Origin of the sequence: Tenggerimyces flavus, assembly GCF_016907715.1 — a bacterium.
In the GTDB taxonomy this organism is placed as follows: domain Bacteria; phylum Actinomycetota; class Actinomycetes; order Propionibacteriales; family Actinopolymorphaceae; genus Tenggerimyces; species Tenggerimyces flavus.
Map to the genome: position 1 here is coordinate 7,401,353 of NZ_JAFBCM010000001.1, position 22,047 is coordinate 7,423,399.

Genomic DNA, 22,047 nt, shown 5'->3' on the forward strand with positions numbered 1-22,047 from the left:
TCATTGATGTCAGCCGGTCGACCGGCTGGCCGGTACGTTGCGCCAAAGCGTTCAGCACCGCCGGTGGTGGGTGCACGTCCAGATCGTAGGCCGGGTACTGCACGATCCGCAGGTTCTGCGGACCCGACCAGCTGCTCGCTGGTCATCCGGTACAGCACCGCGATCCGGTCCACCCACGACGACAGCGCTTCGCGCTCGCCGGGCGGCGGATGCAGCGGCCACCGCGACAGCACCTCACCGTCTAGTTCAGTGACGAGCCAGGCCGGGAGTTCACGCTGGAAACTGTTCTGGAAGCCACGCGGGAAACCGCGGTGGAAGTGGTGGGGCAAGTCGTTCGGGGTCACGACAGTTCGCGCTCGAACAGGCGCCGACGCTCGCCGGACCCGGCGTACGCGGCGAGCTGGAGCGTGTCGGCGTTGATGGCCTCCTCGCCGGTGGTGATCGCGACGGTGGCGGCCTCGGTGAGCAGCGTGGCCAGTTCACCGATCGTGGCCTCGCAGCGGGTCAGCAGGTACGACGTCATTTCCGGTGTGGCGATCGGTGAGGGCCTGCGCAGCGGGTACAACACGGCGAAGCTGGCCACCAGCGAGCACGCGTCGTTGCCGGGTTCCCGGGCCGGCAGCGTGAACGGGGCGAACCGGTTCTCCAGCTGGTCGTCGGTCCGGATCGCCAGATAGGCATCGCGGGTGCCGAGGCCGACCAGCGGGATGCGCAGCTCGTTGCCCAGGAATCGCAGCAGGTTCAAGAACTCGCGGCGGCGGTCGCCGCGACCGCCCATGATGTTGTGCAGCTCGTCGATCACCAGCATCCGCAAACCAGTGGCCCGCAGCAGCCCGAGCACGACCTGCTCCAGCTCGGGCACCCGGTAGTTGCGCCGAGGCGCGCCGAGCGCGGCCGCGACGGCGGTGTAGAAGCGGCCGACCTACGGCTCGGACGGCATCTGGACCACCAGCACCGGAGTTTGTTCGCGGTCCTCGTGGGAGACCGGCGGGTGCGTTCGGCGAAACTTCTCAATGATCATCGACTTGCCGTTGTTCGTCGGGCCGATCAGCAACAGGTTCGGCATCCGCTGCTCGGCCGGCCACGCCAGTAACGTCTCCAGCCGCTCCAGCGCCGCGACCGCGGCCGGGTACCCGATCCACCGATCCGCCTGCACGTAATGCAGGCGCTCCTTGTCGCCGAGCAGCGCGATCGCCCGCGTGGACTCGTGCAGATGCCCCAGCTCCCGGTCCGCGTCGACGTCGCGGTCCGCCGGACGTGAATCGAAGGTCACCACTGCTCGATCACCTCGAACACGGCCGCCGGCGGCGCCTCACTGTCCGCGTCGCGCGCACCAGTGGGCGGCAGCGGGGCAGTCGTATCGCTGCCAAGCGCCTGGTGACCCGCTTCGTCGCGGCGGACCTGGGCGCGGCGCGCCTTGCGGCTGGTAGCTGCGGCGGTGTCGGTGATGCGGCGCATCTGATCGACCATCGCGAACAGCGCCTGCTCGTCAACGTCGTCGCGGCCCTGCTCGCGCAGCCGAGTCACGGCCGCGCGCTGCTCCCAGACGCTGATCGCCGGCCGCGACTGGGTCCGGTAGGGCACCTGCGCGTACGCCGTACCGTCCGGTTCGAGAGCCCAGATCCGGGAGATGTCGCGCGGGTCGCGGCGCAGCACGAACTTGTCCAGCTGCCCGCGCCGGGCGATCCACGGTCGGAGTGCGTCGCAGGAGTAGTGCACGTGGTCGACCAGGAACCCGGTTCGGGTCAGCGACCGGCGTACGACGGGCAGGAAGTCGACCAGGAACGCGGTCTCGTTCGCGACCGTCACCGGTGCCTGGTCCGTCATCGCCGCCAGCTCGGCCCATACCCCCGCCGGAGTCCGACAAAACCAATCGTGGACCTGCCCGTGGTAACAAGCCACCGCCAGCACCAGCCACGCGTTCAACTCGGTCAGCGTCATCACCGCCCGGCCGTCGCTGTCATACCCGCCCCGCTCGGCAACGCTCGAGAACGTCGTACCCGGCAGCTCGTGGACCAGGCCCATCATCGTGCCGATCACCCGCTCCACAATTCCGCCGTAATGCGGCCGGCCCGGGGGCCGGTACCGCAGCCCGATCCCGTGCTGATCACACCCGCGACGCAGCGCCTCGCTGTGGAACTCCGCGCCGTTGTCCACGAACAACTCGCGCGGCTTCCCGCTCATCGGCCACACCGCATCCACGCCCAGCTGCTCCAGCCACGGACGCTTATCCATTCCGGCCCGGGCCAGGCACAACCCGACCGACGTCGCCGACGGAGCCTCCAACGTCACCACCAGGCCGACCACGCACCGCGACGCCACGTCGATCGCGACCGTCACATAAGGACGCCCGGTCGGCAACCGATGCCGGTCATCGACCACGATCACGTCGATCGGCGTGTGATCGACCTGCACCTGCTCCAGCAGCTCGCTGACTACCGGCACGTCGCCACGAGCTGGCCGCAACGACCGGGCCGCGTCGTGTCCCTCGCGGGCCATCGTCGCCCGGACAGGATCCAGCTGAGCCACCCGGCGCAGTCCCGCACCCCGTGACGGCACCGGCAACCCGCGGGCCATGCACAGCCGGGCGATCTCGCGGGAAATTGCCGCCACCGATCGACGTTGTCGCGACAGGTACCAGGCTCGCAGTACCGACGACACGATCGCCTCGACCTCATCCAGCAGCCGCGACCCGCCGCGGCCGCCAGCCGACGGCCGGGGAGCAGGTCCGACACCACGCCTTCGCCGCTGCGCCACCGGCGCACCAGCACATAGACCTGGCGGCGCGAGATCCCCAACTGCTCAGCAACCCGGTCCACTGTCGCCGTACCCAGCACCTCCCGGCCGGCCAGCTGCCCGATCGCCGCAGCCTGCCGAACCGCGACATCCCACACCGGATCAGGAGTTGTATGCACACCGCGCTCGGCAACTTCGTCCACCACCAGCGCCCAGACCAGCAGGCACCCCGCCTGCACTGAAGCGACGGTAGTGCAGGGGACTTCGGTACACCCGAACGACTCGCAGTCCGCTGCACAAAAGCCCTTCCCAGGCGAACGAGCTGTGCAGACCAGTTCGGACATCGACAGATCCTGCGCGCCTAGGTGCGGCGAAGCGGCCCGCTGCAACGGCGACTGCAAAGGCGGCTGCGACGTAAGGCTCAGTCGTACCGAGTGCCGGTAACAGATCTTATGTCATGCCAGCTTTAGCTTTAGTCGGCAACCGCGCGCGGTCGTAGTCTTCGGACGTGGACGACCGAGTTGTCGTTGCCGAACGCGCGTTGGCCCCATGATGTCGGCTCCGCGCCCTAACCCGTGGGGAGGCGGAGCATCACGTCCGAAGCGGGTGCCGGGCGGCGTCGATGGTGGGCGGGGGCAGGTGATGACGGTGACAACGGAACATCTTGTCGAGATAGTCCCTGCTGAACTAGCTGATCTGATGGCCCGACAAGTCGACGCACGGACAGGTTGACGCGTTTGGGTGGCTTTGGTGCTTCGGCTGTGGCCGGTTGTGCCCAGATGTTGCTCAACGCTGTAGACGCTCTCACGGCGGGCTGGTATGCCTTGCTCACTTTGCCGGCGCGTCTGGATCCTTGGGGGGGTTCGGTTGTCCGCTTCGACGTATGTTCCGCTGCGTTCTCGCCGTTCTGTCTGGATTGTTGGCGGTTCTCGACGTGTTCGGGCTCTGCGGCGATGGCTGATTCTGACGCTGTCGTTGGCGGTGGCGTGGACGCTGGTGGTGCCTCCGGAGGGTGTGGCGACGGCTGACGCCGCCAAGGCCTCGACTGCGAAGTCACCGGGCCATGTCGGGTTGGAGTCGACGCCGCCTGGTGCGGGTGAGTACGTGTCGCTGCAGCCGGCGCGGATCGTGGACTCGAGGACCGGGTTGGGTGGTGCGACTGGGCAGCTGGGTGAGGCCGAGTCTCGTACCTACACGGTGACGGGTGTGGGTGGGGTGCCGTCGTCGGGGGTGTCGGCGGTGGCGTTGGCTGTGACGTCGATCAACTCCACGGCGGATTCGGGCTTGACGTTGTGGCCGACGGGTGAGACACGGCCATCGACAGCCTCGTTGACGATCACCGCCGGTAAGGCGGTGACGAACACGGTGATCACGAAGATCGGCCCGGGTGGGCAGGTCAACGTGTTCAACCGGTGGGGCGACACGCATGTGGTGTTCGATGTCACCGGGTTCTTCACCGACAATACGGTGACGACTGCGGGCGGCACGTTCGTCCCGTTGACGCACACCCGGATCTTCGACACCCGCATCGGCCTGGGCGGTCCACAAACGCCGTTGCAGGCAGGGGTTTCTCGTGATGTGACGGTGCTTGGAGTGGGTGGGGTGCCGGCGGCGAATGTGTCCGCGGTTGCCGTGAATCTCACCATGGTCGACGCGACCGCGGACACGAATCTGATCTCGTGGCCTGCCGGGCAGGCTCGGCCTAGTGTGTCCACGTTGCAGGTTGGCGCCGGCCGGGCGATGTCTGGTCTGGCGCAGGTCAAGGTGGGCGCCGGCGGCAAGATCTCTGTGTATGCGGGGTCGGGTCAGGTGAATCTGATCGTCGACGTGGAGGGCTACTACCTGGACAACACCCAGACCGGCCGCGATCTCTACGTGCCGATCACTCCGGACCGGATTAACAACCAGGGTGCGATGAGCGCCGGCGGTGTCCGGGGGATCAAGATCCTCGGCGCCACCCGCTACGGTAACCCAGCCGTGCAGGTCATACCGCCGGCCGGGGTGACCGCCGTCGTGTTGTCGGTGACCGCGATCGATCCGCAGGGTTCGGGATTTTTCACGGTGTGGCCGTCAGGGGCCGTGCGGCCGGAGATGTCAACGCTTTCGTACACCGCGACCGATGCCAACGTGACGAACACGGTGATCGTCAAACCCGGCTCCAACGGCTACATCAGCATCCTGTCCTCCGGTGGCAGACCCGGCACCACCGTTGACGTGCAGGGCTATTACCAGAAGATGGCGCCCACGCCACCGCCCGCGCCCGGCATCTCGAGTTCGACGCATCCGCGCGACGCCTGGACGGCTGGCGCGACGAACCCGTCGTTGACTTTTTCCTCTTCGAGCACGGCGGTGTCGCGGTACCTGTACGCCACCGATGACGAGACGATGGCGTCCGCGCAGTCGGTGGCCACCACCACCGGCGCGTCGAAAACGGTCACGGTTACACCCGGCGACGGCTGGCACACTGTCTACGTCCGATCGGTCGACTTCGCGAACAACGTCTCCCCCGTCGCGACCTATTCGTTCGGCACCGGGGCGGGCATCACCAAACCGGAGTCGAACGGCAGCACCGCGAGGTTCGCCCACCTCGCCGGTGTCGCGTCACCGGATTACGGGTCGGTGACCTGGTCCTACCGGTGGGCGGACAGTGAAAGCTGGCGCACCATCCCCATCGGGCACGTCACCGTCGACGGACAGCCCGTCACCGCCTGGCCGGTGCCGAAGACCGGCGACCTGGCGTGGGACGTGCCCGCCACCCTGTTCGGCCGCGACGGGACGGTGAAACTCCGAGCCTGCTACAAGTTCAAGGTCGCGGGCCAGCCCGACGATTGCACCTCCGATGAGGTCACCCTCACCTTGGACAAGACCGACTCGATCGGCTCGTCGGAGGACGCCGGGCCGGGCGCGGTGTCGCCGCTGTCGGGCAACATGGCGATTTCGGAGACGGACGCATCGATCGACTCGTACGGGTCGGACCTGACCCTGTCCCGCACCTTCAACACCCTCGCCCCGCAAGCGACACCCGAGGGCGCGCCACAGCTGCTGTCGGAGAACCAGACCGAGGTCGAGACCGACACCACCGGATTCATCGCCGGAGGCGGCATCGTCACCCTCGCAGCAACCACACCCGCAGCCGGCGGCAACAGCGCTCTGAAGATCACACCCGCCGCGGCAGGGAGCACCGACGTGGACACTTACGCTGCGGTCGGTGCGAACGGCGGCTCGATGGGGCTCGGGATGAAGGCCGGGCATAGCTACACGTTCTCCACCCAGATCTACGTGCCGACCGCAACCGGCCTCGAGACGGGTGGTCTGCCGCGCGTCCTACGGGCCGTCCTTTACTACCGCATCGGTGCCGGGTCGTATGTGCAGGTGCCGTCGAATCTGCCGACAGCGTTGAACACGTGGCAAACCCTGCGGCTCCGGGCATCCTTGCCAGTCGGGACGACGGAGGCGTTCATCCGCCTCTACAACGGTCGCCCTTCCAACGCGACCACCAAGCCGGTGCTGTACGACGGCATGAGCTTGGTCGAGGAAGGCGTCTTCGGCCCCGGCTGGATCTCCAGCATGTCCGTCGACGCCGCCGCGTCGGACTGGACCGGGCTGACGGACCGAGGCTTCAGCGTGTCGGTGACCGACTCCGACGGCGCGGTCACCACCTTCGCCAAGAAGGCCGACGGCACCTACGCCGCGACCGGTGAGGACGCCACCAGCGACGACAAGCTCACCGCGGTCGTCGGTGGTGCCGGTGGACCGTCGGAGTTCCGGATTGGCGACCTGGACGGCAACACCACCGCCTTCACACCCGCCCTTGCCTATAGCTCTGCGGCGAAGGAGAACCAGCCGCACACCTACCGGATCGCCCGCGTGATCCAGCCCGGGTCGAACCAGAACACCACCTATACCTACGACGCCGAGGGGCGTGCGACGCAGATGCTGGCGCCCCTCCCGCCGGGCGTGTCGTCATGCACCACGTGGATAGCGGGGTGCAAGGCTCTGCAGTTCGGCTACGACCCGTCCGGGCACCTCACCGCCGTGACGTTCCGCACCACGACCGCGGCAGGCACGGACTTGAAAGTCGACGTCGCCTGCTACAGCTACGACACGACAACCGGGCGTCTGCTGCAGTCATGGGACCCGCGGACCGTGTCCGGCGCCGGAACCGGCACCCAACCCGTCGCCTGCAACCCGACGAACGCGGTGCTACCCACCACCTACACCTACGACGCCAACGGCCGGCTCGCTACCGAAAAGGGAGCCGGGGTCGCGGCCTGGATCCTCGGCTACGACGGTGTGGGTCGCGTCCACACCGTGAGCCGAACCCACGACGCCGCCAACGGCGGCGGCAGCGAGACCACCACGTTCGAGTACGACGTTCCCCGCACCGCCGACACCAGCAATGCCGCGTTCCGCCCGGACCTGTCGACGACCGCAAAGGTCGGCGCCTGGGGCCAGAAGACAGTACCGGCGACGGCGACCGCGGTCTTCGGTCCCGGGGACGCGGCGTCCCGGACCGACCTGCGGGAGGCGACCGTCACCTACATCGACGCCGATGGCCGCACCACCAACACCGCCGAGTACACCGGCCCTAGCAACGGCGCCGGCGAGGCCGGCTGGGCGATCAGCACTATTGACTACGACAAGTTCGGCAACACCGTCCGTGACCTTGGCGCGGCGAACCGCGCCCTGGCGATGGACACGACGCAGGATCTGTCGTCGGAGTACACCTCTACCGATGTCGCAGTCCGCGCGCTCGCGCTGTCTCAGGTCAGCATCTACACCGCCGACGGCAAGGACGTCACCGACACTTTCGGCCCGTTCCGTGACGTCGTCCTTCCCGACGGCACCACCGCAGGCGCGCGCGAACACACCCATACCGACTACGACACCGGCACCGAACTCGGCCACCCCGCGGGCGACCTACTGCACCTGGTCATGTCGACCTCCACAGGGGCGAGCCTGTCACCGACCACAGTGGCGACAAACGAGCAAGACAAACGCACCACTCGCAACGACTACGCCCTCTCGACCTCCGATGCCACCGGCTGGACATTCCGCACCCCGATGCGCGTCGTCCAAGACCCGGCCGGGATCGCCTCCACCACCATCACCCGCTACGACCCCGACGCAGGGCTGGCGATCGAGTCGCGGATGCCGTCCGAACCCAACGGTGGTGGGCCCGGCACCACCGAGACGATCTACTACACCGGCGGCACGAACGCCCGCGACGCCACCTGCGGCAACAAGCCCACCTGGGCCAACCTGGCGTGCGTCACCAAACCGGCCAACCCGAACCCCGGGGTCGCCGGCCTGCCGCAGATGGTGACCACCCGAGTGACCGGCTACGACTACCTGAACCGCCCGATCACCACCACTGACACCGTGATCGACGCTGGCGGCACCACCCGCACCCGCACCGAGACCACGACCTACGACAACAGCGGCTACTCGACGCGGGCAGTCTCGAGCCAAACGACCGGCGGCCTCGGCACCGCCATCCCGACGCAGACCAGCAGCTACGACCCCACCACGGGAGCCGTGACCTCGGTCACCGACGGCACCAGCACCTCGACCACGACCTACGACGACTTCGGCCGTGTCAAGACTTACACCGACTCCGCCGAAGCCGCCGGCGACGCGCGCAACCTGGTCGCCACCACCTACGACACTGCCGGCCGGGTCGCCACCGTCGCCGACGCCAAGTCGACTGTTACCAACACCTACAACGAGAACGGCGATCCTCGCGACCACCCGACCTCGATGACCGTCTCCGGCGTCACCGGTGCGTTCACTGGCCGCTACGACATCGAAGGCCGGCTCGTCGAGCAGACCTGGCCAAACGGGCTGATCGAAACCTCCTCGTTCGACGCCGAGGGCGAACAGCTCAACCGTCGCCAGGTCGAGGACCAGACCTGGCTCGAGGAAACCGTCGCCCCCAACATCCACGGCCAATGGCGCACCCAGAACTCCGCCGGCGTGAATGTCGTCCGCGAGCAGATCTACACCTACGACGCACTCGGCCGCCTCAGCCTGACCAACGATGCCGGTTCGGGAACCTGTCTGTCGCGCCGGTACCAGTTCAACGCCAACTCCAACCGCACCGCCCGCATCACCTACGCCGCGGGCTCCGACGGCAAATGCCAATCCACCACGGCCCAAACCACCCAGACATCGACCTACGACGCCGCGGACCGGCTCCAACCCGCCGGCACCCACAGCGGGCTCGTCTACGACGCCTACGGGCGCATCACCACCGTTCCGGTCGCTGACCTCACCGCTGGCACCGGGAACCTCAACGCCGGCTACTACACGAACGACATCGTCCGCTCCCTCACCCAAGACGGCACCACCCTCACCTACGGTCTCGACAACGCAGGCAGGCTAAAGACCTGGACCAACTCCACCTCGGGCGTCGTTAAGACCAACCACTACGACAACGCCTCTACTGACTCCCCAGATTGGATCTCCGAAACCACCGACCACGCCCAGTGGACGCGCAACATCAATGACCTCGGCGGCAACCTCGCCGCCACCACCAACCAAGCCGGCGCCGTGACCTGGCAGACTGTCAACCTTCACGGCGATGTCACCGCCACAACCACGGGCACTGCGACCGAACCGACCAGCAACTACACCACCGACGAATACGGTGTCTCCATCGGCGCCGCCCGGCCAGACCGCTACGGTTGGCTAGGTGGCAAACAGCGGTCCTCTGAGGCCCTTGGGGGCCTTGTCCTCATGGGTGTCCGTCTCTACGCTCCACAACTCGGCCGCTTCCTTCAGACCGACCCAGTTCCCGGCGGTGGCGCGAATACGTATTCCTATCCGACGGACCCGGTCAACTCATTTGACATCGACGGTAAGCAATGGTGGCGGTGGAGTGGGTATGGGCGCGGATACCGATGGGCCCGCGGAAAATGGCGTCGCTACCACAAGTGGAAGGCCCGAATGCAGACACGCACATTGGGCTTCGCGGCTCGATACTATGCGCGTCATGTCAGCCGTGGAAGAAACACGTGCAAGAAGCGATATGGGATGATGACTTGCGTGATACCCGACTGGGCCTACCCGCGTGGAGGCGTGACCATCGGCAACACCTACCTGACTGGCAATCGGCGGTCCCAGGTCACCCGGGACGTGATATATCACGAGTCTCGGCACCGCTCGCAATGGAGACGGTATGGCGCTGGTTTCGCCTTGCGTTACTGGCGGGCCGGACGTAACGCGTGTAGGAACAAGTGGGAGCAAAAGGCGGGGTTGCGAAGAGGTGGATACCGTTGTTAGGCGGTCGGGGACGAACACTCACGAGGTGGACTGCCCTGATGTCGACTGCGTTGCTGCTGTTGTCGGCGTGCTTCATGGCAGACCCGAAGCTTCCAACCATCGGTGTTCGGCAGGATAAAGGAGTCCTTGCAATCCTAGTTCCACTATGCCCATCGGAAAGGATTGAGTCGATCCAGCTCTATCGCACAACTGGAGACTCGCGAGAGCTGATTTGGAGTGGGACGGACCCAATCCCCGGAGTCGCCGTAGGAGGGATTGTCCACCTGGGAGAATCATCCGAATTTCGCACGCACTCCGGGCAGATGAAGACCTCACCAGAAATGGAAATTGTCGCCCACACAAGTAGTACTGATGTCGGCACCAGCTTTTCTATGAACGAGATCCCGACCACCATGTCGGAAGACAGCTACTGGACCGGAGGCGATCCGCCTACAGCGTCAGCGGAAAGCCTGAGAAAGACGGCAAGCTGCTCGCCGTAACCGGGGCAGACTGGCCGCCACTAGATGGACGGCCGCCACATCGTGTACGAGTCGGTCGACTGGCGGGTGTGCTTGGCGTTGTGGTGGGTGGTGGCTGCGCCGGCTGCCGGCCGCGGGCGACGGACTGCTCTCTGCGCGGACCACACGAATGAAGACAGGTCCGGTGTGCAAAGTGCGGCGCACCTGGCCCAAATGCCTCATCGATGACACCTGGCGCCCGACCCGCGCGACGACCCGCCACGCAATTGGCGCTGGATCACCCGATCCATTGCAGGCCGGTGGCAGAAGTTGCGGAACTTCCTTTTGGCTGGCGCGAGGGATGGGGAGTGTCGCCCGCGTGCGGCCGAGGGCACTGCCACTACGCCGCCCGCAGGGCGACCGGGCGTTGCGCCGCGTCAGCGGCGCGCATGACCACACAGAGCTCGATTGAGCAACACTGACCGTAGCTCGTCGAAGCAACAACAGAAAAGATCTTATGTTGTCGATCGTGTCGCGTCCGGGAGCTGTCGGTGCCGCGACCTACCGTGGTCGACATGGAGCACCAGGAGCGTGCCGGCGACCGCGCGGGCGACGTCGACGAGGTCGTCGAGGCCGAGCTCGTCGACGAGCTCGCGCCGGCGATCGCCACGCTGAACTCGGCGACGTCGACGGCCGCCGGCGGGATGATCTCCCCGTACATCGTCGCGCAGCCGATGCGGATCTCCGCCGAGGTGCTCGAGGCTGATGACCCCGCGGCCGCGCTCGCCGCCCGGTTCCTGCTCCGCCACCCCAAGCACACCCGCGCCGCGTACGCCACCGACCTCACACAGTGGTTCACCTTCGCCCGCCAACTCGGCGTCGAACCACTCCACGCGAAACTCGACCACGCAGACGCCTACGCCCTGTACCTGCGAGAAGAACCCGTCCGGGGTGGTCGGCCGCTCGCGCCCTCGACAGTGCAGCGCAAGCTCTCCGCGGCGTCATCGTTCTACAAGTACGCGGTCGAGACCCGAGTGCTCACCGAGTCACCGTTCCTCGGCGTCAAGCGTCCCAAGCCGCCCAAGAACTCGTCGACCGTTGGACTTACCAAGGCCGAAATGCGCCGCCTCAGGGCGGCCGCGGCCGCCGACGGGCCTCGTTCCGAAGCGCTCGTCGAACTCCTGCAGAACAACGGGCTCCGGATCAGCGAAGCCGTCCAGGCCGATGCCGACCATCTCGGCTGGGACCGCGGCCACCGCACCCTGCGAGTCCTCCGGAAGGGCGGCGACATCACGACAGAGCCGCTCGCCCCACTCACCGCCCGTGCGATCGACACCTACCTCGACGGCCGCACCACCGGCCCGATCTTCATCACCTCGACCGGCGCACGCATGGACCGGATCGCCGCATATCGGATCATCGCCCGGCTCGCCCGCCAAGCCGATATCCCCGCCGCCGACGCGATCACCCCGCACAGCCTCCGGCACAGCTTCGCCACCGCTGCCCTCGACGCCGGCGTCCCGCTCCGCGACGTCCAAGACGCCATGGGCCACGCCGACCCCCGCACCACCCGCCGCTACGACCGCTCCCGCCGCAGGAGTCCGAGATGAGCCAATCTGCTGTAGACGCGCGCGAACAGGAGCGAGTCGCCTGGTGGCGGGTGGTGACGCGTCGTTGGCCCGCGGCCGTCGGTGTCGCGGTCGCGGCTTTGAGCATCTCCGAACTGGTCAACGCCACCGTGGACGAGGGTGTGCAGCAGGCGTTGATCATCGCGATCCCGGTGCTCGTCTACCTCACGGCCGCCGTCATCGACCGTCCGAAGAGCTCCTGGCCGGTGCTCGCCGTGACGTTGGCCCTGATCTTCGGGTTCGGCGTCTTCGATATAGATCCGATCATCGGACTGACCGCCGCCAGTGCCGTGGTGCTGGTCGTCGGCGTGGTCCACAGACTGTGGCGAGGCTCGTCCGCTCCCGCCATTGGTCAGATCCTCGGTGCCGTGGGCTTCGGGACGGCCGCGGTGCTGGCGCTGGCGGTCAGTCCGACCGTCGGCGGCTTCCTCGTCGGCTTCGGCCTGCTCGGCCACGCCACCTGGGACATCGTCCACCACCGCCGCAACATCATCGTGGCGCGCTCCCTGGCCGAGTTCTGCGCCGTCCTCGACACCCTCGTGGGCATGGCCGTCCTCGCCCTCACGATCGCGACCATGACATGACCAATCGAGTGAGAATCCACCGCCAGAACGAGCCGTTGGTCGCGGGCGCGACCAGACCGAAGGCGACAACCGCGACGAGCGGCAGCAGGTGGCGGACGTTCGGCGACTCGTTGTCTGCGGTCGAGAAGAGGCCGGCCGCCTTGGCCCCTGACGCTGGGAAGGACAACCGATCGTGTTCCAGGGCCGTCGAACGCCAGTCGATTGTCAGCCGGTCGCGGCTGCCCGCAGTGTTAATGACTGGAACGGGTACGTTCTCCCGTCCGGAACGAACGTGCGCGCGTCCACAAGGAGGAAGTGACCGGCGACCGCGCGCTCGAGCGCGCCATCGTTCGCCAAGTGAAGAACCGTGGCGGGTCGTGCCATTCGTTCGCATCCACCTCCTCTGTGCCGTCTCCTCCCCAGGTACCGAGGTAGAACAATCCACCCGAGCGGAGAACCGAGCGGATCCTCGCGATTATCGGCGGCAGATCCGAGCCCGGCACGTGAAGAAGGCAGTTCATCGACCACACCGCCTCGAACGACCCAGCGGCGAACGCGTCGACCAGCCCGCCGACGTCAAGGACCCGGGCATCGAGCCCTTCTCCCGGCACTTAGACCCATGGCGGCAACAGGTCGGTCGCCACCACCGACAGCCCGTTCCCGGCGAAGTGGGCACTGACCTGCCCGGTCCCGGCGCCGATCTCCAGGAGTCGCTCGAACCCGTCCGCGCGCATCCGATCCAGGAAGGCGGGCCCGCTCGGCGTCCCTCCACGGTGGCTTGGCGGACCGGTCGCGCTTCTCGGCGCCGCGGTCGTACGCCGTCCGGAGGTCTGGCACTGAATCTTCATATCGATGAGTCACCCCGCGACCCTAGGCGCACCTACCGACACACCCCCCGGGACGCGTTCCGGCAAGGACGGTGAAGAAGTGCGTTACTGAGCAGTGGTGGCCCACCACGCTCCACCTCGACTACCTTGAGCGGTGAAGACCCACTCCGGCAATCGTTTGATGAATCCGGCGCTTGATAGCAGGGTCGCCCTCGTCCCTGGATCAGATTCGGTCGAAGACAGGGATCACGAATCATCCGGGCTGGTCTCTAGCACCGGCCTCGCGTCCGAGCGACCGTTCCGCTCCCCTAGCCTTCCGCAGGTTCTTCGCCGGCTGGTCAATCTCACCGAGCCCGCATCGACCATCACCCTCGCCCGCCGGATGCGACTCACGCCCGGAGCCATCAACCAGCATCTCTCCGTCCTGCACAATTCCCGGCTGGTGTCCCGGACCCGGGTCACCGGATCGGTCCTCTACTGCCGAACCCGCCGCGGCGACGGCCTGACCGAATGAACTGTGGATCAAAGTCGATTTCACCTGAGGGCGACATGATCACGATCGGCCCCCACTCACGACTCGACCGTTTTGACCGGTTACGGCTGTGAGTTTTTGCGGGCGATGTCGCAGTTCACACGCTGGGAGCTCCAGGCCTTGTACGGAATGCTGTCCGTACTCGCCGAGTACCAGCGCGAACTCATCATCGCCAACACCAACGACGGCCCCGCCGCCGCCCAAGCACGAGGCGGGGTCGGCGGCCGGACCACAGCCAGGTGGCCGAAACCGTCCCGAATCGCGCTGACAGCGCACAAGACGCAACGGCCACATCAGGATCGGCCGAGGTTCGCCTGACGCCACCTGGACTCCGCTGCTGCCTGGGGCCCGCGCTACTTGTCACTTGGGGCCAGCTTCGGGAGTTCCGGGCCCCTAAACGTTCGCCGCCAGCTCCCTCGATCGAGACGTCGAGCTCGTCGGGTGGCTGCCGTCTGTTTGCCGGGCGGGTCAACCTCCTTGACGCCGCAGCCCGAGGCCTGCCTTCAGGGCTGGGATGCGGGCTGCCCAGGTCGCGAAGACGAACCCGGTGAGGAGGAACGCGATCGAGGTCGCCCACCTCGCCGCTCGTAGGCCGGCGCGGGAAGCCTCTCCAGACGCGTCCGGGGCACTTTGAAACGGTCGGCCAGCAACACCAGATACCCACAGGCAAGGCCGTCATGGAACGAAGCTGACGTACCGAAACTTTGCTTCCGACGGCGGATTGGCCCGCCTGCCCCTAAAGCGACTCGTTCATGAACTGGTCGCTGGAGCCCATCCTCGCCAGGATTGATCATCGGCTCGGGTGGGCATCTCCTTTCTCGGATCTGCCCATTTGTGCTGAGGTTGGGACTGTGAATCAGGGATTGGCGGTGCTGGTCGGATGGCTGGAGCTGCTTGCGCTCCTTGGCGTCCTCGCGTTCTTCGTACTGCGGCGGCGCTGACCGCCCTGCTCGCCGCGGCGTGTGCTGGTCCCACGCTGAGCGACGATGTGTATGCCGGCATGGCGAGCGCGAGCGCGAAGACCCTTCGGTCCGATGTCGAGTCGGTCCGGATGATCGTCGAGACCGTCTCCAGGGATCAGGCGTTCCTGCCGTTCGCGAACGTGTTCGTCACTGACGTCGAGGCCGACCTCGGTGGCGTCGACGCCGCGTTCATGTCGCGTCAGCCGCCGACCGAGGAGTCGGACAAGCTGCGCCACCAGGTAGGAACGATGTTGCAGCAGGCCACCGATGCCATCGAGGACGTCCGCATCGCCATCCGGCGTGGCGATCTCGCCGCCATCGAGAATGCCGCCGAGCCGCTCCCGAAGCTGTCAGAGCAGCTGGACGCGTTCGCGAAGGCCCATCCATGAAGCGGCTTCTCGGGATCACGCTCGGGGTTCTGACCGCGATCGGCGGCTTCGTCGACATCGGCGATCTGGTCGCGAACGCGTTGATCGGGGCCCGGTTCGGCTGGCACCTGGCGTGGGTCATCGTGCTCGGCGTGATCTCGATCTGTGTGTTCGCGGAGATGTCCGGACGGGTCGCGGCAGTCTCCAAGCGGGCGACGTTCGACCTGATCCGCGAACGGCTCGGACCTCGCATGGGACTGGCGAATCTTGTTGCCTCGTTCGCGGTCACCGCTCTCACCCTGACCGCGGAGATCGGCGGCATCGCGCTGGCGTTGGAGCTCGCGACCAGCGTCAACTACCTGCTGATCGTGCCGTTCGTCGCCGCACTGGTGTGGATCGTCATCTGGCGCGTGAAGTTCGAGTCGATGGAACGGGTATTTGGCCTGCTTGGGTTGCTGCTGATCGTGTTCGCGGTCGCGCTGTGGCAGCTCGGGCCGGACTGGGGCACGCTCATAGAGCAGGCACTGGCGCCGCGGCCGCCGTCGGAGGAGACCTGGCCCGCCTACCTCTACTACGCGGTCGCGCTGCTCGGCGCGACTATGACGCCGTACGAGGTGTTCTTCCTCTCCTCCGGAGGGGTCGAGGAACGCTGGAGCCGCAAGGACCTGACCCAGCCGAAGATCAACGTGTTCGTGGGCTTCCCGCTCGGCGGCCTGCTCTCGTTGGCGATCGCTGGCTGCGCGGCCGTCGTGTTCATGCCGCGCGGCATCGAGGTCGACACGCTCGGCCAGGTCGTCCTGCCAACCGCGGTGGCGCTGGGCAAGCTCGGGTTGGCAGTCGCGATCATCGGCGTGTTCGCCGCGACGTTCGGGGCCGCGTTGGAGACCGGGCTGTCCGCGGGCTACTCGATGTCGCAGTACTTCGGCTGGCAGTGGGGCAAGTACGTACGGCCCGTACGCGCGAGCCGTTTCCACGCCGTCGTGCTCGTCACGATCATCGTCGGCGCGATGGTCATCCTCACCACCGTCGACCCGGTCAAGGTGACCGAGTACTCCATCGTGTTCTCCGCGATCGCGTTACCCCTTACCTACTTGCCGATTCTCATCATCGCCAACGACCGTGGCTATATGGGCAAGCATGTCAACGGCGTCTTGGCGAACGTCGTCGGCACGATCGTCCTCGCCATCCTCATCCTCGCCTCGATCGTCGCGATCCCGTTGATGCTGATCACGAAGGCAGGCCAATGACATCCGACCAGAACGATGAACCCGAGGTCGTCCTCTACGCCGACTTCCACTTGCTCGACCGGCAGGTCATCGACAGCGACGGCATGCTCGTCTGCAAGATCGACGACCTCGAGCTGTCCGAGTCAGGGTCCGATTCCGCCTTGCCATGTGTGACGAACGTCCTCGTCGGGCCGGCTGCTCTTGGTCCGCGGATCGGCGGGATCCTCGGCGACTGGTTCGTCGCCGCGCAACGCCGGTTCCATCCGGATCCCGACCCCGGTCCGGCGAGCTTCCCGTTCGCGCTGGTCGAGAAGGTCCACGAGGAGGTCCGGCTCAGCGTGTCGAAGTATGGGCTCGACCTGGATCGGACCGAGGACTGGGTCCGCGACCACCTCATCGGCCGGATCCCCGGCGCGGACGAACGGGGATCCGACGATGAGAGTCGGTGACCTGCTGGGCGGCGTGGTCCGGACGTCCGACGACACCGTCCTCGGCCGGGTCGCCGACGTACGCCTGGTGGGCTCGTTGGTCGACGGCAAGCCGGACCTCCACCTGGACGGGCTCCTCCTCGTACCCGGCCGGTGGACCCGGCTGCTCGGATACGACCACGACAACCTCAAAGGGCCATGGCTGTTGCGCGTTCTCGCCCGTCGGTCAGCTGCGGGCAAGCACTTCGTCCCATGGCAGTACGTCGACAGCTACGACCACCACACCATCCGGCTCCGCCCAGGACCCGCCAGCCTGGACGACCTCGAGCCCGCACCCGGCCTCGACCACAGCTGGCCAACCGCGCACCACGACTCCTAGCCTGTCCGGCGCGGCGGATCCTAGTGATCAGGCGCGGACGGCGCGCAGGGATGGGGAGCCGAGGCAGGCGAGGCCGGCGACGACGGTTGCCAGGGCGCTCGCGCCGATCACCGTGGTCGAGGGCAGCACGCCGAGCAGAGCCCCACCGAGCGCGGCTCCGGCGGGCGAGGCGCCCACGACGAGGGCGCGTCGCGCGCCGAAGACCTCACCATGCCGTTCGATCGGAACCAGCCGTTGAATAACGGTCGCCTCGATCGCGACGTACGGCGCCCACATCATCCCGGCGACGAACAGGACCGCTATCGCGGGCACGAGGTCGTGCAGGAACACGACCGGGAACAGCACGATCCCCCACGCGATTGCCCCACAAGCGTTGACGATTCCGGGCCGTAGCCGGGACAGTGGCCGCACGAACAACAGGCCGACCATCGCGCCGGCACCGATCGCCGAGGTCAGGGCGCCGTAGCCGGCCGGACCCACGGCGAGCACGTCCTGGGCGAAGAGCGGCAGCGCGGGCTCAAGCGGTCCGTAGGCGAAGAAGTACACGACGGACAGCAGGTACAGGGCGCGTACGGCAGGCGTGCGCCAGATCAGCTGGAACCCGTTCGCGCTCCCCCGGCGGTCGCTCGGTGGGACCTGGAGCTCGCCCAGCCGGCGTGCGAGGAGGCCGGCGGCGATGAGCGCGGCCGCGGGGAGCAGCAGTGCGGTCGGGCCGTCGAGGACGGTGAGCAGCGCGCCGGCGGCGGCCGGGCCGACGAGCAGCGGGAGCTGGTCGCCGACGCTCAGCAGCCCGTTCGCCGGCGCCAGGTCACGTTCGCCGACGAGCCGCGGTACGGCGACCCGAACTCCGGCGAACGTCACCGGCGCGAGCGCACCCACGAGGACGGCGACGCCGAGCAGGACGGGCAGCGAGAGCAGGCTCAGTGCGTGCAGGCCGGCGATGGTCGCGAGCAGAACGGCGCGGAGCAGGTTGTCCCACGCCATCAGCCGCGCCGGCGACCACCGGTCGAGCAGCCGGCCGGCGATGGGTCCCATCACAACGGTCGGGAGCTGCAGGCACAGCACGAGCGCGCCCAATGCGGCAGCGGGATAGCCGCGGTGGCTGACGAACCACAGCAACGCCAGCAGCGTGAACTGTTCCGCCGTCGCCGATAACAGCAACAAGGTGGTGAGCCGGCGCAGGCTGGGCAGCTTCAGGACCGACGTACCCGTCACGGCACCTCCGACTCATCGACCGACTCATCGACCGACTCATCGACGGACTCATCGACCGGGCAGCGGGAGCCGCATCCCGGCCAGTCGCACAGCCGGCAGGCGATGTCGGCATCGAGGCGCTGCCGTTCACGGACCCGCAGCGCCTTGTGCGCGAGCGCCGTCAACCGTTCGGTTTCGTCAAGCTCGAACGCGTCCGTCAGCTCCGCGATGGCTCGATCCCTCGCGCGCAACCCGTCGGCCAGCAGCCTCCGTCCGGCGGCCGTCAGCTCGAGCCGTACGCCACCACGCCCACCGGCACCGGACCGCTCGACCAGGCCGAGCGTCGCCAGCCGATCGATGAGGCGCACGCTGCCCGACTGGGTAAGCCCGAGCCGGCGGTAGAGCCAGTCGATCCCCCGGCCGGGGTGGCTGTCGATCAGGACGAGCGCGGCCAGATCCCGTTCGGCCACGCCAACCGACGCGACCGCCTCCCGGATCCGGTCGGCGCCGGACAGCAGCCAGGCCCCGAGGACATTTGAATCATGCATGACTCATACATATAACGGCCCCACCGTCCATGTCCAGGGCGCGGAACGGGGTGCTTCGCAATCGGGCAAGGGACGGACTGAATCACCCGGTGTGAGTCCGCGTCTGGTTGAGGATTGGAGTTCGCTGGGGTCGGGCATGGCTGTGGAATGGTCGAGATCGCGTTCGATACCGACATCGGTAGTGACGTCGACGATCTGCTCGCTCTGGCGATGATCCTCGGGTCACCGGAGTGGGACCTGCAGGCAGTGACGACGGTCTACGGCGACACGGTGTTGCGGGCGCGGATGGTGCGGGGGGCGTATCGTCTCGCTGGCCGTTCGGCGCCGCCGATCGCGGCGGGTGCGCGGGAGGCTCGATCGGGGCGGCCGGTCTGGTGGGCGGGCCACGAAGGAGCGTTGATGCCCGGCCTGACTACGGAGCCGGTCGACGAGTCGCTCGACGAGTCGCTCGACGCTGTCGCCTTGCTCCGTGGCTCGAGGGTGGTCGTGGCGGTGGGTCCGTTGACCAACGTTGCTGAGGCGTTGGAAGGGTCCCACGACATCGAGCAGCTGGTGGTGATGGGCGGTGATCTGCGGCCGGGCGAGCCGGAGCACAACGTTCTCTGCGACGTCGCGGCCGCGCAGGCGGTGTTCGTAACGGGGCTGCCGGCGGTGGTGACCGGCATCGACCAGACCGAGCGCGTCGTCCTCACCGAGGCGCAGCTCAGCTTGATCGAAGCCTCTGGGGAGCTCGGAAAGCTTCTCGTCGCCGAGATCCGCCAGTTCCGCAGCTGGCTTGGCCGGCCGGACAGCCCGCACGATCCGGTCGCTGTCCTTGCCGCGATTCGACCCGATCTGTTCACCTTCGCCCGCGGCTGGATCCGGGTGAGCACTGACGGACGCACCGTGCTGGAACGCCACGGCGACGGACCGCATCGTATGGTCGTCGACCTCGATACCGAGGCCGTCGCTGACGAGCTCGTCACCAAAATCCGCCGCATTGGTTGAAGAACAGCCATCGCCTCGACGGTTCTAGTCGAGCGGATACCGCTCCTCGCGAAGGGACGCGGCTAGATGCGCGGCGTTGCTCTGCAGATCCTCGTCCTGGCGCTCGTGCGTCTACGCAGGCTGGGGAGCGGACAAGACGCTGTTCATGACGACTCTGCGTGCGCTCGCGTTGACCTGTTCGTTGAAGAAGTCGCCCGCGCCGTCGAGTGCGGAGAAGCTCGCCCGGGAAATCCTCACCGCGCTGGCCGATCATTCCGTGGACGGAGAGGTCGTCCGGGTCGTCGACCACGACGTCCGATTCGGCGTGAGCACCGATGAGGTGACGGCGACGAGTGGCCGACCCTCAGGACCAAGCTGCTGGACGCCGACATCCTTGTATTGGTGACGCCGATCTGGCTAGGGCAGCCATCGAGCGTCTGCAAGATCGTGCTCGAGCGCCTCGATGCCGAACTTTCCGAGACCGACGACACGGGTTGCCCTTCGATGTCCGGAAAGGTCGCCGTGGTGGTGTGGGGGCAACGAGGACGGCGCCCACCATGTGACTGCGGAACTGTTCCAGGCGTTGAGCGAGATGGGCTTCACGATCCCGGCGGCCGCGGCCACGTACTGGGTCGGCGAGGCCATGCAGTCTGTCGACTATCTCGACGTCGGACCCAAGCCCGACACGACCGGCCGGACGACGAAACATTGGCGAGTGCCTTTCGTGACGTCCTGTTCGGCGTGCTCTTCCCAGTCGGCCGCGTCGGAATCGATGGGGTAATCCTCCGCGTCAACCACATGCACCACAACGACGTGTGCCTGCAGGAGTACGGCCAGGTCCGCCGCGGCGCGCAGGGCACGCTGGGCGGCAGGGTGGCGGTCGTAACCCACCACGAGCACCGGTTGGCGCTGCGCAGGAGGGCACGACTGAACTCGCTGCTCGATGCGTTGGTCCATGTGGTCCATGACGTTGACTCCGCTGCAGGTCTCCATCATCCCTCCTGGCCAACACCTGAGCCAGCCCGCCGAACGTCGGCCTCGAGCAGCGCGGTCGCGGTTCCTCGACGCTACCCATTTCGACAAGATTCGCCATGTCGACGACCGGTCGTTGATGCCCTCGAGCCGGCGACAGACACCGACGTAAAGGCTGTGGCCTCGATCGCGTCGAGGTCGCGTACGCGAAGCGGTGGCGTTCCCCACTTCTCGTTGAGGATCACGAGCAAGCGCGACAAACGATGCACGTAAGGATCAGTAGGGCCAGGTGCCGGTAACAGAACTTTTGCCAACCCAGCCTTGGCATAGCCGGCGACTGAGCGTCGGTAATAGCCTTCGGACATGGCCGATCCACCTTGGCTCGTCGTCATCGCCATTGGGCTTCTCGTTGCGGTCAGTTGGTGGGGTCCGGTCCGCGACGCGGAGGAGCCGTGGCCGGCGATGATCGGCTTTTACGGCGGGTTCATGGTTGTAGGTTTTGCAGCCGATACCGGGAACTGGTGGCTAACGGGGAGTGGGCTCGTTGCGTGGGCTGCGGCATCCGTGTGGCTGGTACGTCGGTGGTGGGTTCTTGGGAGAAGCGAATCCCCTTCCAACACGGACCCGTCGGACTACCGCCACCGCCGGTCGGGAGGTGGCCGCTGACTGGTGTTTCCGGCGGCGGCTGAGGACGGCCTATCCCGCCCGCAAGGCCGAGTGCCGGGGCGTCTTGATCTCCGACGGCGATCCGGCAGAAATCTTGTCGGATCAAAGCTTGTCGGATCACACAACGCGTCGAAGCGACAACAGAAAGGTGTTCGCTACGAACCTCGCCTGCCCAGGATGGCGCGATTCGGGCGACACGCCCAACCCCGTTCAGCACGACCATCGGTGTCGCGAGGGCTGATGTCGCAGACGTATCGCGGCGTGCGGCTGGGCGACTCTTAGGCCGGTCGCTCTGATTCCCCATCTTCGAAAGGCTTTCGCCTGTTGTGGC

At 67.0% G+C, this 22,047-nt stretch carries 18 protein-coding genes and 3 pseudogenes; 12 read left to right on the top strand and 9 right to left on the bottom strand.

Annotated features, from left to right (window positions below; all coding sequences use genetic code 11):
- Positions 1–340: 340 nt before the first annotated feature.
- From JOD67_RS34460 to JOD67_RS34470, 4 genes and pseudogenes are all read right to left on the bottom strand, one after another.
- Positions 341–1,276: pseudogene (locus JOD67_RS34460) on the bottom strand (TniB family NTP-binding protein).
- Positions 1,270–2,613: a TnsB C-terminal domain-containing protein gene (locus tag JOD67_RS34465; RefSeq protein ID WP_307782656.1), complete on the bottom strand. Its 1,344-nt coding sequence runs from the start codon at positions 2,611–2,613 to the stop codon at positions 1,270–1,272. Before JOD67_RS34465 ends, JOD67_RS34460 begins: the two are co-directional and overlap by 7 nt.
- Before the next feature lie 164 nt (positions 2,614–2,777).
- Positions 2,778–3,080 (bottom strand): annotated as a pseudogene (locus tag JOD67_RS42625) (hypothetical protein); the annotation flags it as partial.
- Between the two features lie 846 nt (positions 3,081–3,926).
- Positions 3,927–4,109: a hypothetical protein gene (locus tag JOD67_RS34470; RefSeq protein ID WP_205121856.1), complete on the bottom strand. Its 183-nt coding sequence runs from the start codon at positions 4,107–4,109 to the stop codon at positions 3,927–3,929.
- Here JOD67_RS34470 and JOD67_RS42220 point away from each other — a divergent pair.
- The 3 genes from JOD67_RS42220 to JOD67_RS34485 all read left to right on the top strand — a co-directional run bounded on the left by JOD67_RS42220 (position 4,102) and on the right by JOD67_RS34485 (position 12,669).
- Positions 4,102–10,020, top strand: a complete 5,919-nt coding sequence (locus JOD67_RS42220) for an RHS repeat domain-containing protein (RefSeq protein WP_205121857.1) — start codon at positions 4,102–4,104, stop codon at positions 10,018–10,020. The genes JOD67_RS34470 and JOD67_RS42220 overlap by 8 nt on opposite strands.
- 1,012 nt (positions 10,021–11,032) lie before the next feature.
- Positions 11,033–12,067, top strand: coding sequence for a tyrosine-type recombinase/integrase (locus tag JOD67_RS34480; protein WP_205121858.1), 1,035 nt, complete (start codon positions 11,033–11,035; stop codon positions 12,065–12,067).
- Positions 12,064–12,669, top strand: coding sequence for a hypothetical protein (locus tag JOD67_RS34485; RefSeq protein ID WP_205121859.1), 606 nt, complete (start codon positions 12,064–12,066; stop codon positions 12,667–12,669). Before JOD67_RS34480 ends, JOD67_RS34485 begins: the two co-directional genes overlap by 4 nt.
- A 230-nt stretch (positions 12,670–12,899) precedes the next feature.
- Here the strand turns inward: JOD67_RS34485 and JOD67_RS42580 are convergent, their stop codons facing one another.
- Both JOD67_RS42580 and JOD67_RS41525 read right to left on the bottom strand, forming a co-directional pair.
- Complete coding sequence (locus JOD67_RS42580) at positions 12,900–13,169, bottom strand: class I SAM-dependent methyltransferase (protein WP_372442376.1); 270 nt, start codon at positions 13,167–13,169, stop codon at positions 12,900–12,902.
- Between the two features lie 90 nt (positions 13,170–13,259).
- Positions 13,260–13,382, bottom strand: coding sequence for a hypothetical protein (locus JOD67_RS41525; protein ID WP_275577212.1), 123 nt, complete (start codon positions 13,380–13,382; stop codon positions 13,260–13,262).
- Between the two features lie 247 nt (positions 13,383–13,629).
- Between JOD67_RS41525 and JOD67_RS34495 the strand changes: the two genes are divergently transcribed.
- From JOD67_RS34495 to JOD67_RS34520, 6 genes are all read left to right on the top strand, one after another.
- Positions 13,630–13,989: a helix-turn-helix domain-containing protein gene (locus JOD67_RS34495; RefSeq protein WP_205121861.1), complete on the top strand. Its 360-nt coding sequence runs from the start codon at positions 13,630–13,632 to the stop codon at positions 13,987–13,989.
- 105 nt (positions 13,990–14,094) lie between these two features.
- Positions 14,095–14,325: a recombinase family protein gene (locus tag JOD67_RS34500; RefSeq protein WP_205121862.1), complete on the top strand. Its 231-nt coding sequence runs from the start codon at positions 14,095–14,097 to the stop codon at positions 14,323–14,325.
- A gap of 682 nt (positions 14,326–15,007) precedes the next feature.
- Complete coding sequence (locus tag JOD67_RS34505; RefSeq protein ID WP_205121863.1) at positions 15,008–15,358, top strand: hypothetical protein; 351 nt, start codon at positions 15,008–15,010, stop codon at positions 15,356–15,358.
- A complete protein-coding gene (locus tag JOD67_RS34510; RefSeq protein WP_205121864.1) occupies positions 15,355–16,584 on the top strand; it encodes an NRAMP family divalent metal transporter in 1,230 nt (409 codons plus the stop codon). Before JOD67_RS34505 ends, JOD67_RS34510 begins: the two co-directional genes overlap by 4 nt.
- A complete protein-coding gene (locus JOD67_RS34515) occupies positions 16,581–17,012 on the top strand; it encodes a hypothetical protein (protein ID WP_205121865.1) in 432 nt (143 codons plus the stop codon). The genes JOD67_RS34510 and JOD67_RS34515 overlap by 4 nt, the downstream gene beginning before the upstream one ends.
- On the top strand, positions 16,999–17,370 hold the full coding sequence (locus JOD67_RS34520; RefSeq protein WP_205121866.1) for a hypothetical protein: 372 nt from the start codon (positions 16,999–17,001) through the stop codon (positions 17,368–17,370). Before JOD67_RS34515 ends, JOD67_RS34520 begins: the two co-directional genes overlap by 14 nt.
- Before the next feature lie 27 nt (positions 17,371–17,397).
- On the opposite strand, the gene JOD67_RS34525 is transcribed toward JOD67_RS34520, so the two are convergent.
- Together JOD67_RS34525 and JOD67_RS34530 are read right to left on the bottom strand one after the other, a co-directional pair.
- On the bottom strand, positions 17,398–18,585 hold the full coding sequence (locus JOD67_RS34525; protein WP_205121867.1) for an MFS transporter: 1,188 nt from the start codon (positions 18,583–18,585) through the stop codon (positions 17,398–17,400).
- A complete protein-coding gene (locus JOD67_RS34530) occupies positions 18,582–19,112 on the bottom strand; it encodes a MarR family winged helix-turn-helix transcriptional regulator (RefSeq protein ID WP_205121868.1) in 531 nt (176 codons plus the stop codon). Before JOD67_RS34530 ends, JOD67_RS34525 begins: the two co-directional genes overlap by 4 nt.
- A gap of 147 nt (positions 19,113–19,259) precedes the next feature.
- Here JOD67_RS34530 and JOD67_RS34535 point away from each other — a divergent pair, with 147 nt between their 5' ends.
- The 3 genes and pseudogenes from JOD67_RS34535 to JOD67_RS40750 all read left to right on the top strand — a co-directional run.
- The gene (locus JOD67_RS34535; RefSeq protein ID WP_205121869.1) at positions 19,260–20,099 is read left to right on the top strand and encodes a nucleoside hydrolase; all 840 of its coding nucleotides are present in this window, start codon (positions 19,260–19,262) and stop codon (positions 20,097–20,099) included.
- 145 nt (positions 20,100–20,244) lie between these two features.
- Positions 20,245–20,484, top strand: a complete 240-nt coding sequence (locus tag JOD67_RS40745) for a hypothetical protein (RefSeq protein WP_239554185.1) — start codon at positions 20,245–20,247, stop codon at positions 20,482–20,484.
- Positions 20,481–20,549, top strand: a pseudogene (locus tag JOD67_RS40750) (NADPH-dependent oxidoreductase); the annotation flags it as partial. The gene JOD67_RS40745 and the pseudogene JOD67_RS40750, both read left to right, overlap by 4 nt.
- A gap of 186 nt (positions 20,550–20,735) precedes the next feature.
- On the opposite strand, the gene JOD67_RS40755 reads toward JOD67_RS40750, so the two are convergent.
- Positions 20,736–21,071: a universal stress protein gene (locus JOD67_RS40755; protein WP_239554187.1), complete on the bottom strand. Its 336-nt coding sequence runs from the start codon at positions 21,069–21,071 to the stop codon at positions 20,736–20,738.
- Positions 21,072–22,047 lie beyond the last annotated feature (976 nt).